Origin of the sequence: Caulobacter sp. 17J65-9 (genome assembly GCF_010975005.1) — a bacterium.
Taxonomy (GTDB): Bacteria; Pseudomonadota; Alphaproteobacteria; order Caulobacterales; family Caulobacteraceae; genus 17J80-11.
On sequence record NZ_JAAIVC010000094.1, the window covers coordinates 1 to 14,251 of the forward strand.

The window sequence follows — 14,251 nt, forward strand, 5'->3', positions numbered from 1 at the left end:
CCCTTGCGCAGCAGGGCCGGCGCCAGGGCGGCGCGGTCCTTCGGGCTCAGCCCGGCCATGACGTCGAGCACGCCCTGCTCCATCACCACCCGGCCGCGGATCTCGGCCTCGCGAGAGCGGTCCAGCTGGGCCGCCACGGCGGCGCGATCAAAGGTCGGGGCGGCGGCGATGCGGACCGCCTCGCGGCGAGCCGTACGGGCCTGCTCGAAGTCCGGCCGCGCCTTCATCGCCACCGCGCGCATCGACTGGCGCAGGGCCTTCTGCTCGCTCTCGGGCAGGGAGCGGGCGGCCTCGAACAGCGGCGGTCCGGCGCCCGGGCGATCCTTCCAGTGCTTCCAGGCGATGGCCCCGCCGCCCAGCCCGACCCCGATCAGGAACAGGTTGAGCGCCAGGGAGACGCCGAACGCGATCTTCAAACCTCGGGACGTCATCCCGCGACCTCCAACTCATCCATCGTGGGCGCGGCCTCGGCGACCAGCTGGTCGGCCTGGGCCGGCGCGGCCACACGCTCCACCGCCATCGAGCCCGCCAGCACGCCCACCGCGCAGGCGGCGGCCAGGCCCGCGCCCGGCAGCCACGCCGGCATGAAGTGGCGTCGACGCTCACGTTTCATGTTCGCGCGCGGCGCGGAGGCCAGTACGCGTTCGCGCAGATCCGCGGTCGCGACCTGGGACGGGGCTTCCGCCAGGGCCGCGTCGATCATCCGCGCCTCGAACAGCAGGCGCTCGGCCTGGGCCCGGTGCTCGCGCTGAAAGGCCAGGGCGGCCTCCCGCTCGGCGTCGGGCCAGCGCGCGGGATCGGCGCCGTAGGCGGCCGTCAGGTTCTCGAAACGCTGCGCGTCCATCACACTCGACGTCCTCACCTCAAGACCTCGCCACGTCGGCGAGCGCCGCGCGCAAGGCCCGACGGCCCCGCGACAGCAAACTCTCCAGGGCTTCGACGCTGATTCCCAGCAGCGCCGCCGCCTCGATGTTCGACAGTTCCTGGTAGTGGCACAGCACGATCGCCTCGCGCTGCCGCTCCGGCAGGGCCTGCAAGGCCCGCTCCACCCGCGCGCCCAGCTGGGCGGCCTCCAGCCCCCGCTCCGCGCCCGGAGACGGGTCGGGGCGCTCCGGCGGCTCGGCCACCGGATGCTCCCGCTTGGAGCGCAGCCGGTCGTAGCAGAGGTTCAGCGCCACCCGGTGCATCCAGGTGTCGAAGCGCGCCTTGCCGGGCTTCCAGGAGGGCGCGTGCTTCCACACGCGCAGGAACACCTCCTGGGCCACGTCCTCGGCCTCGGCCGGATCGCCCAGCATGCGCCGGGCGAGCGACAGCATGCGGGGCAGCTTGCGCGCGACCAGAGCCTGGACCGCGGCCTGATCGCCGCGGGCCACGCGTCTGACGACGTCCTCGTCCGGGTCCGTGCCCTCGCGCGCCAACCTGCCGCTCGCCTCCAGCGCTCCGGTCCGTGCCGACGCGGGGATCAGTGTTCGCCACCGCCCGGTCCACGGCCGTGCCGTCCCATCTTGCCCGGACGCTCGTCGCTCGTCACGAAGCCGTCCTTGTTGGTGTCCATGGCCGCGAAGCGGGCCTGAACCTTGGCGTCGGCCTCGGCCTGGGTGACCACGCCGTCGCCGTTGGTGTCGAGCCGGCCCAGCATGCCGCCCATGTGCCCGTCGCCCATGCCGCCGCCACCGCGGCGACCGGCCCAGCGGCCGCCGCGCTGGTCGTGCGCGGCCGCGAACTCTTCCTTGCTGATCTGGCCGTTCTTGTCGGTGTCGAGACGCGCGAAGCGCTCGTCCATGAAGCGGGTCTCCAGCGCCTCGAGCTCGTCCTTGGTGACCTTGCCGTCATGGTTGGCGTCCAGGCGGGCGAAGCGCGCGCGCTCGGCCTGCACCATTTCGGCCTGGCTGATCTTGCCGTCGCCGTTGGTGTCGCCCATGCGGCCACGCGGTCCCTGCGCGTCCTGCGCGGCCGCCGCGCCCACGAGCAGCAGCGCCGCGCCGGCGCCCAGAAGCATCGCTTTCGTCATAGAGACTCTCCCGTGAAGCCGGCTGATTACGTGCCGGTTTCAATCTTCAACGGGGGCGGCGCGCATTTCCGTCGAAAGGATCCGCTCGAAAGCGGCGCGGGTCTCCTGGCGCACGATCGAAAGCTTGCGTTTCAACAGGTCGAAGTCGCGCGCGCCTCCCGCGCGGGCCAGCCTGCGCTTGAACGGCGCGGGCTCGCCGTCGGGGTCGCCGCGCTCGTCCAGGGCCGCCTTGAGCAGCTGGTCGATGTTCTGGTGCAGCCGCCAGCCCGAGGCCACGCGGTCCAGCGTGATGGCGTCGGCCGCCCCGGCCGTCTTCAGGGCCTCCAGGGCGTCCAGCGTGCCGGCGCGCAGGGGGCCGCCCTCGGCCGCGCCGGCGATCTGCAGGAACTGGGCGAGGAATTCGGCGTCGACCGTGCCGCCCGGCGACAGCTTCAGGTCCCAGAAGCCGCGGGCCGGCCGTTCGCGCTCCATCAGGGCGCGCATGTCGGCCACGTCGCGGGCGGCGCCGGCCCGGTCGCGCGGACGGCGCAGCGCCGCCTCGATCGCGTCGGCCACCCGCGCGCCGAACTGGGGCGAACTGGCCCAGGCCACCCGCGCACGCGTCAGCGCCAGGTGCTCCCAGGTGTGGGCCTCGCGGGCGTAGTAGTCCTCCATCGCCGGCAGGCTGACCGCCACCGGACCGGCCGCGCCGGAGGGACGCAGCTGCATGTCGATGGCGTAGAGCCCGCCCTCGGCGGTCGGGGCCGACAGCGCCGCGATCAGCCGCTGTGTGAAGCGGCCGAAGAAGGTGTCGGCCGACCACCCCCTGCCCTCGGACGCCGCGGCCGGATCGGCGGCGGCGTAGACAGTCATCAGGTCGAGGTCCGACTGGGCGGTCATCTCGCGCGAGCCGAACTTGCCCAGCGCCACCACGGCGACCTCGCTGTCGGGCAGCGCGCCGCCGACCCGCGTGGTCTCGGTCAGGGCGGCGCGGGCCAGACCCTGCACGCAGGCGTCGGCCAGGTCGGCGAAGCCGCGCCCCGCCTCCTCCGCGCCGGCGGTGCCGGACAGCACCTGGAGGCCGATGCGGAAGGCCTGCTCGCGGTGGGTGCGGCGCACCGCGTCCATGGCCGCCTCGAAGCTGGGCGCCTCGGAGCCCTCGCGCACGATCTCGCGGCAGACGCCGCTGTCCTCGTCCAGCGGCGCGAAGAAGGTCTGGTCGAGGATGGCGTCCAGCGCCGCGGGCCTACGGGCCAGCGTCGAGGCCAGCCGCGGCGCCGAGGCCATCACCTCGACGATCAGGCCGAACAGGGCCGGCTGGGCCAGCAGCAGCGACTGGGTCTGCACCCCGGCGCTGAGGCCCGAGAAGAAGGCGGCGAACCGGTTGAAGGCGTCGTCGGGCGCGTCGCTGGCCTGGGCCGCCTCCAGCAGGCGCGGCGCCAGCCGGGTGAACAGCTCGCGCCCGCGCGCGGTTCGGGTCGCGGGAATGGTGCCGTGGTGCCAGGACCGGATGGTCGAAGACACCTGGGCCGGGTTGGAGAAACCCATCCGCGCCAGGGTCTCCAGCGTCGACGGGTCGTCCTCGACGCCGGTGAACACCAGGCTGCCGAAGCGCGAGGACAGCTGCTCCTCTTCCGCGAACAGCTCGCCGTAGCGGCGGTTCACCGTCTTCAGCGTGGTCGCGACCGAAGCGTCGAAGGCGCCCAGGTCCCCCTCCCCGGCCAGAGCCGCGACCCGCGCGCGCGCCTCGGCGTCATCGGGCAGGGTGTGGGTCTGCTCGTCCTCGAGCATCTGCACCCGGTGCTCCAGGGCGCGCAGACGCTCGTAGGCCTTGGTCAGGTCGCGCGTCGCCCCGGTGGTCACGTGGCCGGCCCGGCGCAGGGCTTCCAGGGCGTCCAGCGTACGCGAGGAGCGCAGCGACGGGTCGCGCCCGCCCAGGATCAGCTGCTGGGTCTGGACGAAGAACTCGATCTCGCGGATGCCGCCGGCCCCGAGCTTCAGGTTGGCGCCGGCCGCCTCCAAGCGCTCGTCGGCCTTCCAGACGTGGATCTGGCGCTTGATCGAATGGATGTCGGCCACCGCCGCGAAGTCCAGGCTGCGCCGCCACACGTAAGGCCGCAGCTCGTCGAGGAAGGCCTGGGCGGCCGGCAGGTCGCCGACGCAGGGCCGGGCCTTGATGAAGGCCGCGCGCTCCCAGTTCTGGCCGACGGTCTCGTAGTAGACCAGCGCCGCGGGCACGCGGACCACCGGCGGGGTGGTCGACGGATCGGGGCGCAGGCGCAGGTCGACGCGGAAGACGTAGCCCTCGGCGGTGCGCTCCGAGAGCAGGTTGGTCAGCGCCTGGGCCACGCGGTTGACGAAGGCCTGGGGCTCGACCGCGTCGCTGACCGGCAGCACCTCGGGATCGAAGAACAGCGAGATGTCGATGTCGCTGGAGTAGTTCAGCTCGAAGGCGCCGTGCTTGCCCATGGCCAGGCCGAACAGGCCGGGGATGGGCCCGTGCTCGGCCGAGGGCTCGCCCAGCAGGCGGCCGCGCTGGCGGGCTTCGCGGGCGATGCCGTCCAGGGCCGAGCGGACGGTGGCGTCGGCGAAGCGGGTGATGGCGCCGGTGACCTGGTCCAGGTCCCAGACCCCGCCCAGGTCCGACAGCGCTGTCAGCAGGTGGGCGTCGCCCTTCAGCACGCGCAGCCGGTGCTTCAGTTCGTCGGGCGTGGCGACGCCGCCGGCGGCGGCGTCGGTGGCCGCCAGCAGCTCCTCAAGGCGCGTGTCGGGATCGGTCTCCAGGATGGTGCGCAGGCGGTCCGGCGAGCGGCGCGCCAGGCTGGCCAGGTAGGGCGAAGAGCCGAACACCGGGGCCAGGGCCGGCCAGGCGGCGGCCAGCAGGTCGCTCCAGCCGGCCGCGTCGGCCGAGTCGGCCAGCACCTCGCGCACGCGCTCGGCGGCGGCCGAGTCGGCTATGGGGCCGCAGGGACGAAGGCGGTCGACGAGCGGGCTGGTCTGCATGCGCCCATGACTACGACAGGACCTCCGCCGCCCCGAAACGGATTTCGCGCGGGCGGGCCAGTTCGCGCACGGTCTGGACCAGGGCGCGGGTGTCCCCGAGGTCGACGAAGGCGCTTTCCGGCAGGCTGAGGATGTGGCGCGCCTTGGCCGCCCAGACGTCGGCGTGCAGGGTGGCGAGGAAGGCCGCCACCGCCTCGTCGTAGGGCGCGGGGAAGCTCCAGCCCAGGCCCAGGTCCGCCACCTTGCGCGACACCTCGGTGCCGGCCGCGCCCAGCGCCGGCACGCCGTACAGGCCGCCCTCGTAGAGACGGTTGGACAGCAGCCAGTCCGAGTTCAGCCCGCCGTCGAACAGGTCCACGGCCCAGGCGAAATGGACCCGGCCGTAGATCTCCGCCAGATCCTCGGGATTGCGGTACGGCCCGCCGAACACGACGTTGGGCCGGCGCTGAGCGGCCTCGAACGCCTCGGGCGAGACGCCGGCGAGGTAGCCGCGGATGTAGATCTCGACCTGGTCGCCCAGGCGGTCGGCCAGCCGGGTCAGCAGCTCCAGGCTGGTCTGGTCGCGCAGCGCGCCGAACCAGCCGATGGTCCACTTCGGCCGTGCGCCCGGCGGCGTCGGCCGGCGGATCGGCCGGGGCGGGCGCAGCGGGGTGTCGCGCACCTTGTTCTCGAGCAGGACAGTGCGGCCCAGCCACTTCTGCCGGGCGGTGAAATAGCGGTCCACGAAGGCGGGCGAGCTGACCACCAGCAGGTCGGCGCGCTTGAGCACCAGCCGCTCGACCGCGCGTCCGATGAAGGACAGCGGCTTGTCCGAGGCGAGCATGCGGTGGACGTCCAGCACCTCGTAGACGAAGGGCGCGCGTCGCCCTGACAGCCCCGACGCCGCGACCGCCAGCAGGGCCATGTCCAGGTTGCGGGCGTAGATCGCCTCGGCCTCGGCGATCTCGCGGCGCTTGAAGAACAGGCTGGCGACCGCGGTCGCCAGCTGGGTCGCCCGGCGCACGAAGGCCCGGTCGCGGGTGACCCCGAACTCGGTGTGCGGCCAGTCGGGCTCGAAATCCGGATCGGTGGTCAGCCGGCGGAAGCCCGCGGTGGCCACTTCCGCGCCGTGCTGGCGGAAGGCCAGGACGCGCTTGCGCACCGTGCTCTCAGCGACGTTGTGGACGAAGAACAGCACCCGCGGGCCGGCCGCGCCGATCGCCGGCGCTGGCGTCACATCCTCAAGACACAGTTCGGCCATCGCGCTCCCCGGCCCGCTACAAGCTGCGCCATAAACCGGGGAAGGGCGCGCCGGGTTGCGCGGCGAGGTGAAATCAGGCGATCGGCGCCGGGGGGAAGACCAGGGCGACGCGCAGGCCGGGGCCCATTTCGCCGACCTTGCCCGGACCCTCGTCGAGCTCCAGGCGACCGCCGTGCGCCTCGGCGACGGCGGCGACCAGCGACAGGCCGAGGCCCGAGCCCGGCTCGGAGCGGCTGTTCTCCAGGCGCACGAAGCGCTGCACCACCCGCAGGCGGTCCTCATCAGGCACGCCGGGGCCGGTGTCGGTGACTGAGAACTCCACCTCGCCGGACGAACGGCGCCGCGCGCGCAGCATCACCGCGCCGCCCTCGGGCGTGTACTTGATGGCGTTGTCGATGACGTTGGCCAGGGCCTGGGCCACGAAGGCGCGGTTGCCCCGGACCGGCAGGTTGGCGTGGACCTCCGCCTGGAATTGCAGGCCCTTGTCCTCGGAGGCCGGCTCGTAGAGCTCGGCCATGTCGGCGGCCAGTTCGGCGGCGTCGAACACCACCGGGTCGGGGGCCTGGCCGGCGGCCTGCAGGCGGGCGATGGCCAGCACGGTGTTGAAGGTCTTCAGCAGGCCGTCGGCCTCGTCCAGCGCGGTCTCCAGCGCCGCGCGCGGGTCGCCCTTGCCGGCCTCGACCTCGATCAGGGCGACCTCCAGCTTGGCGCGCATGCGGGTCAGGGGCGAGCGCAGGTCGTGGGCCACGGCGTCGCCGGCGTGGCGCAGGCCGGCCATGGACTGCTCCAGCCGGTCGAGCATGTGGTTGATGCCGCCGGCCAGTTCGTCGAACTCGTCCTTGCTGCCCCTGAGGGTGGCGCGGGCGTGCATGTCGCCCTCCTCCACCGCGGAGACCACGCGGTTCAGGCCGGCCATGTGGCGCTCGACATTGCGGCTGATCAGCAGGCCGCCGCCCAGCCCCAGCAGCACGACCAGCGCGCCCGCGCCCCACAGGGCCTGGGTCACGCGCGCCAGGTGGGCCTCGGTGTCGCCGATGTCCTCGCCCACGAACAGGCGCTCGCCGCCGGCCAGGGCCACCTCGACCCCGCGGGCCGAGCGGCGCACCACGCGACCGCGCTGGTCGGCGTCGCTGATGCGGAAGCTGGCCCAGGTCTCGGGCCCCTGGGCGTCCTCGATCGGGCTCTCGGAAATGTTGCCGGTGACGGCGCGGCGCTCGCTGTCCATCATCAGGAACAGGTAGGGGCCGCCGCGCAGGGTGCGCTCGACCAGGGCGGCGTTGAGCGCATCCTTGCCGCGCTGGCTGTAGACCGACTCCAGCACCGCCAGCTCGCGGCGCACGTCCTGATCGGCGCGCCGCCGGGCCTCCGCCGCGGTGGCGACGTAGATGTAGGCCAGGAGCGCGCTGGACGTCGTCGCGAACAACGCCAGGAACAGGAGCGTCAGCCGGAAGGGCGTGCGCCGGAAGATGGAAGGCAGACGCATCAGCCCTCTCCTCCCCCGTTCACGGGGGAGGGGGACCGCGCGTAGCGCGGTGGTGGGGGCGAGCCCCACGCGCAGACCTCACCGAGAGTTTTCGCCGACATGCTGGTCGATCGTAGCGAGACGGATCGCCCCCTCCACCATGCTTCGCATGGTCCCCCTCCCCCGCTTCGCAGGGGAGGAGAAGAGACGCCGACCACCAACATCACGCCTCCAGGCGATATCCCGCGCCGCGGACGGTCTGCAGCATGGCGCGGTCGAAGCCCTTGTCGATCTTCGAGCGCAGCCGCGAGATGTGCACGTCGATGACGTTGGTCTGGGGGTCGAAGTGGTACTCCCAGACCTTCTCCAGCAGCATGGTGCGGGTCACCGACTGGCCGGCGTGGCGCATCAGGAACTCCAGCAGCTGGAATTCGCGCGGCTGCAGGTCGATCTCCTGGCCGGCGCGGGTCACCCGGCGCCCGATCAGGTCCATCTCCAGGTCGCCGACCTTCAGCACGGTCTGCACCGAGCCGGTCTCGCGCCGGCGGGCCAGCGCCTCGACCCGGGCCACCAGCTCGGCGAAGGCGTACGGCTTGACCAGATAGTCGTCGCCGCCGGCCTTCAGGCCCGTCACCCGGTCCTCGATCTCGCCCAGCGCCGACAGGAACAGCACCGGCGTCTGGTCGCCGTCCTTGCGCAGGGTCTCGACCATGGCCAGGCCGTCCAGCCGCGGCATCATGCGGTCGACGACATAGACGTCGTAGTCGCCCGCGCGGGCGGCCAGCAGGCCCTCGGCCCCGTCGGCGGCGTGGGCGCACTGCAGCCCGGCCTCGGTCAGCCCGCGGACCATGACGCCCGCAGCCTCGGTATCGTCCTCGACGATCAGTACGCGCATTTCGCCCCCGAAACGACGAGCGGGCCCCGACCCGGGGCCCGCTCCACTATCAGTCCTTCAGATCAATCGGCACCGGCACGTTGCGCCGGTCGCGGTTGACCAGCAGCAGCACGCTCGGCCGCTTGGCGGCCTTCAGCGACGTGACGATCGACTGCAATTCCTGCACGCTGGTCACCGGCCGGTTGTCGGCCAGCACGATCACGTCGCCGGCCTTCAAGCCCTTCTTGGCCGCGTCCGATCGCGGCGCCGGGTTGGCCGTCACGACCACGCCGTTGACCGAGTTGTCGATGCTGAAGCGCTTGCGGTTGGCGGCGTCGAGCGGGGCCACGTTCATGCCCAGCACGGCCGTGCCCACGACGCCCTGGGCGCCCGGCGCGGCCTGGCCGCCTTCTTCCTGGTTGCTGTTCAGCCGCGCCAGTTCAGCTTCCGACGGACGCGTGCCCGAACGGATGTTGATGGTCTGGGGCTTGCCGCCGCGCAGCACGTCGAGGTGGATCACTTCGCCGGCCTTCACGCGGCCCACCTGACGGGTCAGGTCGGTCGAGCTGGAGATCGCCTGGCCGTTCATGCGCAGGACGATGTCGCCCGGCTTCAGGCCGGCGCGGTCGGACGGGCCGCCCGGCACGGTTTCGGTGATGTAGGCGCCCTTGGTGCCAGCCATGTTCAGGCTCTCGGCGATGTCCTTGGTCAGGTCGCCGATGGTCACGCCGATGTAGCCGCGCTCGATCTTGCCGTTGGCGATCAGCTGCTTGGTCACCGTGTCGGCGACGTCGGCGGGGATGGCGAAGCCGATGCCCACCGAATAGCCGGTCGGCGAGTAGATCGCCGTGTTCACGCCGATGACGCGGCCGTAGATGTCGAAGGTCGGGCCGCCCGAGTTGCCCCGGTTGATGGGCGCGTCGATCTGGATGTAGTCGACGTACTGCTCGCCGATGTCGCGGCCGTAGGCCGAGACGATGCCGGCGGTGGCCGTGTGGCCCAGCTGGAGCGGGTTGCCCACCGCGATCACCCAGTCGCCGACCCGCGGCTTGGCCTGCAGCTCGAACTGGACGTACGGATAGTTCTTGCCCTCGATCTTGATGACGGCGAGGTCGGTGCCCTCGTCGCGGCCGACGACGGTGGCCTTCAGCTCACGGTCGTCCTGCAGCTTGACCGTGATCTCCTCGGCGTTCTCAACCACGTGGTTGTTGGTGACGATGTAGCCGTCCGGCGAGATCAGGAAGCCGGAGCCCGAGCCATACTGCTCAGGCAGTTCTGGGGCTTCACCGCCCTGGCCGCCCTGGCCGCCCTGACCGCCCTGGCCCGGGGCCTGAGGCCCTTCGAACGGGAAGTTCTCGAAGCCCGGGATGCGGCGCAGCGAGTCGGCGCTGACGTGGGTCTTCACGTCGATCGACACGACGGCCGGCGACACGCGTTCGATGATGTCGGCGAAAGACAGCGGCGCGCCCGGCGGGGGCGCGAAAACGACCGGCCCGGCCGCGGCGGTGCGGACCAGCTCGGCCTTCGAGGTCTGGGCCTCGGCGCGCGGCATGCTCAGTCCGACACCAACGCCCACGGCGCCGGCCAGACCTACCCCCATCACCGCGCCTACGATGAACCGTTTGTCTTTCAGCATCATGCTCGCGCCGTTTCGCTTTGCGGACTGATAAGCCCCCGGCTCCCGCCGGTGTGAACGCTTCGTCACAGATATAGTGGCATGGCCCGGCTGCGCGCCAACCTCAAGTTACCCTTCTGTCAGTCTACGGGCGTCCTTTCGACGTAATTTCGTCGACCGGGGGAACGGTGTTGTCGGTAAGTCGCGCCAGACGCGCCTCTTCTTCCGGGGTCAGCTCGGCCGGCTGGACCTGACGCGAACGGCGGGTAGCCACCAGGAGGGCTACGCCCCCGAGGATCACCACCAGAAAAGGCGCCGTCCACAGCGCGGCGTTGGTCCAGGAGAAGCGCGGCTTCAGCAGCACGAACTCGCCGTAGCGGTCGACCAGGCCGGTGCGGATCTGCGCGTCGGTGCGCCCGGCGGCGACCTCCTCGCGGACCATGCGGCGCAGGTCGCCGGCCAGGTCGGCGTCCGAGTCGTCGATCGACTCGTTCTGGCAGACCACGCAGCGGATTTCCTGGAACAGGGCGCGGGCGCGCGCCTCCTGGGCCGGGTCCTTCAGCCGCTCGGACGGATCCGAGGCGGCGGCCAGGCACAGCAGGGCGGCGGCGGTTGCGAGGGCGCGGGTCAGGACGGCGAGATGGGGCTTCATGCGGCGGCCTCGACCTTGGCGGCGGGGGCGGCCTTGCGGGCGGCGGCCAGGCGCAGGCGCCGGTCGCTGAGCGAGATCGCGCCGCCGATCGCCATCAGCAGCGGCCCGAGGAAGATCAGCCGCGCCCACGGATTCCAGTAGGCCCGCACCAGCCAGGCCGGCTCGCCCGCCTCGGTGGCCCGGCGCTCGCCCAGCACGACGTAGAGATCGCTCAGGCCGCGGAAGCACAGCGCCACTTCCGAGGTGGTCTGGCGGCTGGCCGGATAGAAGCGGCGCTCGGGCTCGGGCCGGCACACCTCGCGGCCGCCCTTGGTGGCGACCAGCACGCCGCGTTCGGCCAGGTAGTTCGGGCCGTCGACGGAGCTGGCCTGCTCCAGCTTCAGCTCGTAGGCGCCCACGCGCATGGTCTGACCCAGCGCCAGGGTTTCGGCCGCCTCGACCTTCCAGGCGGTCTCGGTGCAGGCGCCCAGCACGAAGACGCCGAGACCGACGTGGGCCAGGGTCATGCCCCAGGCGCCGCGCGGCAGGCCCTTCAGACGCCGCCAGGCTTCCGCCCCGGGGACGCGGCCCAGCTTGGCCCGCTCGCCCACCTCGACCAGGGCGCCGGCGATCAGCCAGACGCCGAGCCCCACGCCCAGGGCGGCGAAGGCCTTCTTCGGATCGTAGAGGGCGTAGGCGGCGACCGACGCCAGGACGGCGAGGCCGGCGGCGGCCCACAGGCGCTGCAGCACGCCCTTCAGGTCGCCGCGCTTCCAGGCCAGCAGCGGGCCGGCCGGCAGGATCAGCAGGGCGGCGGCGAGCAGCGGCACGAAGGTCAGGTTGAAGTACGGCGCGCCGACCGACACCGCGTCGCCGCGCACGGCCTCGACGATCAGCGGATAGAGGGTGCCGAGCAGCACCGTGGCGGTCGCCGCCGACAGGAAGACGTTGTTCAGGACGAGGGTGGATTCGCGGCTGACCGGAGCGAACACCCCGCCCGGCGCGAAGCTGGGCGCGCGCCAGGCGAACAGGGCGAAGCCCGCGCCGGCCGCGATCCCCAGAATGCCCAGCAGCAGAACGCCGCGAGCCGGGTCGACGGCGAAGGCGTGCACCGAGGTCAGCACGCCCGAGCGCACCAGGAAGGCGCCCAGCATGGAGAAGGTGAAGGCGGCGAGCGCCAGGAACACCGTCCAGCCCGGCAGCGCCCCGCGCTTCTCGGTGACGATGGCCGAGTGCAGCAGGGCCGCGCCGACCAGCCAGGGCATGAAGCTGGCGTTCTCGACCGGATCCCAGAACCACCAGCCGCCCCAGCCCAGCTCGTAGTAGGCCCAGAAGGCGCCCAGCGCGATGCCGACGGTCAGCAGGCTCCAGGCGGCCAGCGTCCAGGGCCGCACCCAGCGCGCCCAGGCCGCGTCGACCCGGCCCTCGATCAGGGCGGCGACCGCAAACGAGAAGACGATCGAGAAGCCGACATAGCCGCCGTAGAGGAAGGGCGGGTGGAAGGCGAGCGCCGGGTCCTGCAGCAGCGGGTTCAGCGAGCGGCCCTGCAGGGGCGCGGGGTCCAGGCGCAGGAACGGGTTGGAGGCGAAGACCGCGAAGCCCAGGAACAGCACGCCCAGCGCGCCCTGGCTGGCGACGGTCAGGGCCTTGAGGCCGGCCGGCAGGCCGCGGCCCAGCAGGGCCACCGCCGCGCCGAAGCCGGTCAGGCACAGGCACCACAGCAGGAGCGAGCCCTCGTGGCTGCCCCAGACGCCGGCCACCTTGTAGAGCAGCGGCTTGTCGGTGTGCGAGTTGGCCGCGACGTTGGCGACCGAGAAGTCCGAGGTGACGAAGGCCACGGTCAGGGCCGCGAAGGCGATCGCCACGGCGCCGAAGGCGGCGGCGGCCGCGCCCTCGCCGGCGCCGCGCAGCAGCGGGCTGTTCAGCCCGCGCCCGGCCGCCGACAGGCCGGCCTGGGCGGCGGACAGACAGAGGGCGAGAAGAAGCGCGAAGGCGCCGAGTTCTGCGATCATCGGGCGCCTGCGTAGGCGGTCTTCGGCGCGCCCTCGCCCCGCCATTCGCCGTTGGCCTTCAGGGCGTCGGCCACTTCGCGCGGCATGTAGGTCTCGTCGTGCTTGGCCAGCACCTGGGTGGCGGTGAAGGCGCCGGACGCGTCGAAGGCGCCCTGGGCCACCACCCCCTGCCCTTCGCGGAACAGATCCGGCAGGTCGCCGCGATAGGTCACGCGCGTGGTCGCGACCTTGTCGGTGACGGCGAAGGTGACGACGTCGCCGTGGCGCACCACGCTGCCCTGCTCGACCAGGCCGCCCAGGCGCACCACCCGGCCAGGCGGGACGTGCTGGGCCTGGGCCTGGGACGGGCCGTAGAAGAACACCACCGCGTCGCGCATGGCGTAGAGCGACAGGCCCACCGCCATGGCCAGCACCGGGGCGATCGCGGCGACCACGTAGAGGCGTCGGCGCGCCTTGGGAGACTTGGGCAGGAGGGCCATGCTGTGCGACGGGCTATTCGAATTCGTGCGGGAACATAGTCTGCGGGTCCGCGGAGGCGAAAGAACGACGGCGCGTCATTTCCGCGCCGCCGCCTCGATCTCGGCCAGCACCGCCGGGCGGTCGGCGAACTGCTTGCGGGCGCCGGCCAGGGCCTTGGCCTGGGCGTCGGCGTCGCCCAGCACGCCGTAGGCGCGGATCAGGCGCGCCCAGCCCTCGGGATCGTTCGGCTGGGCTTGCAGACGGGCGGCGAGGCCCTCGACCATGCCGCGGATCATCTGGGCCTGGTCCTCCGGGGCGGCTTCGGCGACAGCCTGGGCCGCGGCGCTCGGGCCGGCTTCGACGCGCGCGATCTCGCCTTTCAGGGCGCTGCGGCGCGGATCGTCGGCCGGCAGGGAGGCGGCGAGCGCCCGCCACATGGCCAGGCCCTGGTCGCGGCGGCCGGCGTCGATCTCGGCGCGACCCAGGAAGTAGCGCGCGGTCGGCGAGGCCGGATCGATCTTCAGCGCCTGGTCGAAGGCGCGCCGCGCGTCGTTTCCGACCTCGCCCTCGTTCAGCTGCACGAAGGCTTCACCGAGCGCCGCCCAGGTATCGGACTGTTCGGGCTGCAGGCGCACCGCCTGCTCCAGAGCGCGCGCGGCGGCCAGCGGATCGCCGGCGGCGGCCTGGGCGCGGCCGAGGAAGATCCAAAGCTGCGGATCGTTCGGGCGTTCCTTGACCAGGTCGTTCAGCACCGCCGCCATCTGCGGTGCGCCGAGGGAGGCCGGATCGGACGCGCGCCAGGCCTTCAGCCGCGCCGCGAAGGGCTGGTCGGGAATGCCGGGCGAGCCGACCGCGAGATACAGGCCCAGCGCCCCGGCGACGGCGGCCAGCGCCGCGCCGGTCGCGACCAGGCGGTCGCGGCGCGGGTCGCCCGCGTGCTCCGGCGTCCCCGCGCGATCCTCTGC

Annotated in this window: 13 protein-coding genes; all 13 read right to left on the reverse strand. The window is 72.7% G+C overall.

The features are described 5' to 3' along the window. Nucleotides 1–431, reverse strand: a 431-nt coding sequence (locus G3573_RS13800) for a periplasmic heavy metal sensor (protein ID WP_163261823.1), incomplete at its 3' end; no start/stop codon positions are given. Continuing rightward, entirely contained in the window at nucleotides 428–844 is a 417-nt protein-coding gene (locus G3573_RS13805) for a hypothetical protein (protein ID WP_163261822.1), read from the reverse strand. The genes G3573_RS13805 and G3573_RS13800, both read right to left, overlap by 4 nt. Before the next feature lie 19 nt (nucleotides 845–863). Continuing rightward, nucleotides 864–1,436, reverse strand: a complete 573-nt coding sequence (locus G3573_RS13810) for an RNA polymerase sigma factor (RefSeq protein ID WP_163261834.1) — start codon at nucleotides 1,434–1,436, stop codon at nucleotides 864–866. Between the two features lie 26 nt (nucleotides 1,437–1,462). Further along, nucleotides 1,463–2,011, reverse strand: a complete 549-nt coding sequence (locus tag G3573_RS13815; RefSeq protein WP_163261824.1) for an EF-hand domain-containing protein — start codon at nucleotides 2,009–2,011, stop codon at nucleotides 1,463–1,465. A 39-nt stretch (nucleotides 2,012–2,050) separates the two neighbouring features. Beyond that, entirely contained in the window at nucleotides 2,051–4,993 is a 2,943-nt protein-coding gene (locus G3573_RS13820; protein ID WP_163261825.1) for a bifunctional [glutamine synthetase] adenylyltransferase/[glutamine synthetase]-adenylyl-L-tyrosine phosphorylase, read from the reverse strand. A gap of 10 nt (nucleotides 4,994–5,003) precedes the next feature. After that, entirely contained in the window at nucleotides 5,004–6,233 is a 1,230-nt protein-coding gene (locus tag G3573_RS13825) for a glycosyltransferase family 4 protein (RefSeq protein WP_163261826.1), read from the reverse strand. Nucleotides 6,234–6,306: 73 nt separating this feature from the next. Beyond that, nucleotides 6,307–7,716 (reverse strand): ATP-binding protein, encoded by a 1,410-nt coding sequence (locus G3573_RS13830; RefSeq protein WP_163261827.1) that lies wholly within the window; start codon nucleotides 7,714–7,716, stop codon nucleotides 6,307–6,309. A gap of 202 nt (nucleotides 7,717–7,918) precedes the next feature. Further along, the gene (locus G3573_RS13835; RefSeq protein WP_163261828.1) at nucleotides 7,919–8,590 is read right to left on the reverse strand and encodes a response regulator transcription factor; all 672 of its coding nucleotides are present in this window, start codon (nucleotides 8,588–8,590) and stop codon (nucleotides 7,919–7,921) included. A gap of 49 nt (nucleotides 8,591–8,639) precedes the next feature. Continuing rightward, nucleotides 8,640–10,205, reverse strand: a complete 1,566-nt coding sequence (locus G3573_RS13840; RefSeq protein ID WP_163261829.1) for a Do family serine endopeptidase — start codon at nucleotides 10,203–10,205, stop codon at nucleotides 8,640–8,642. Between the two features lie 124 nt (nucleotides 10,206–10,329). Further along, complete coding sequence (locus tag G3573_RS13845) at nucleotides 10,330–10,836, reverse strand: cytochrome c-type biogenesis protein (protein WP_163261830.1); 507 nt, start codon at nucleotides 10,834–10,836, stop codon at nucleotides 10,330–10,332. Next, nucleotides 10,833–12,827: a heme lyase CcmF/NrfE family subunit gene (locus tag G3573_RS13850; RefSeq protein WP_163261831.1), complete on the reverse strand. Its 1,995-nt coding sequence runs from the start codon at nucleotides 12,825–12,827 to the stop codon at nucleotides 10,833–10,835. Before G3573_RS13850 ends, G3573_RS13845 begins: the two co-directional genes overlap by 4 nt. Beyond that, complete coding sequence (gene ccmE, locus G3573_RS13855) at nucleotides 12,824–13,306, reverse strand: cytochrome c maturation protein CcmE (RefSeq protein WP_163261832.1); 483 nt, start codon at nucleotides 13,304–13,306, stop codon at nucleotides 12,824–12,826. The genes G3573_RS13850 and ccmE overlap by 4 nt, the downstream gene beginning before the upstream one ends. Before the next feature lie 75 nt (nucleotides 13,307–13,381). Next, nucleotides 13,382–14,251: tetratricopeptide repeat protein (locus tag G3573_RS13860; RefSeq protein WP_163261833.1), on the reverse strand; the 870-nt coding region annotated here is incomplete at its 5' end.

Coding starts and splice junctions, on each gene's coding strand:
- G3573_RS13805 (WP_163261822.1), bottom strand. CDS start 844: ATGGACGCGCAGCGTTTCGAGAACCTGACGGCCGCCTACGGCGCCGAT.
- G3573_RS13815 (WP_163261824.1), bottom strand. CDS start 2,011: ATGACGAAAGCGATGCTTCTGGGCGCCGGCGCGGCGCTGCTGCTCGTG.
- G3573_RS13820 (WP_163261825.1), bottom strand. CDS start 4,993: ATGCAGACCAGCCCGCTCGTCGACCGCCTTCGTCCCTGCGGCCCCATA.
- G3573_RS13825 (WP_163261826.1), bottom strand. CDS start 6,233: ATGGCCGAACTGTGTCTTGAGGATGTGACGCCAGCGCCGGCGATCGGC.
- G3573_RS13830 (WP_163261827.1), bottom strand. CDS start 7,716: ATGCGTCTGCCTTCCATCTTCCGGCGCACGCCCTTCCGGCTGACGCTC.
- G3573_RS13835 (WP_163261828.1), bottom strand. CDS start 8,590: ATGCGCGTACTGATCGTCGAGGACGATACCGAGGCTGCGGGCGTCATG.
- G3573_RS13840 (WP_163261829.1), bottom strand. CDS start 10,205: ATGCTGAAAGACAAACGGTTCATCGTAGGCGCGGTGATGGGGGTAGGT.
- G3573_RS13845 (WP_163261830.1), bottom strand. CDS start 10,836: ATGAAGCCCCATCTCGCCGTCCTGACCCGCGCCCTCGCAACCGCCGCC.
- G3573_RS13850 (WP_163261831.1), bottom strand. CDS start 12,827: ATGATCGCAGAACTCGGCGCCTTCGCGCTTCTTCTCGCCCTCTGTCTG.
- ccmE (WP_163261832.1), bottom strand. CDS start 13,306: ATGGCCCTCCTGCCCAAGTCTCCCAAGGCGCGCCGACGCCTCTACGTG.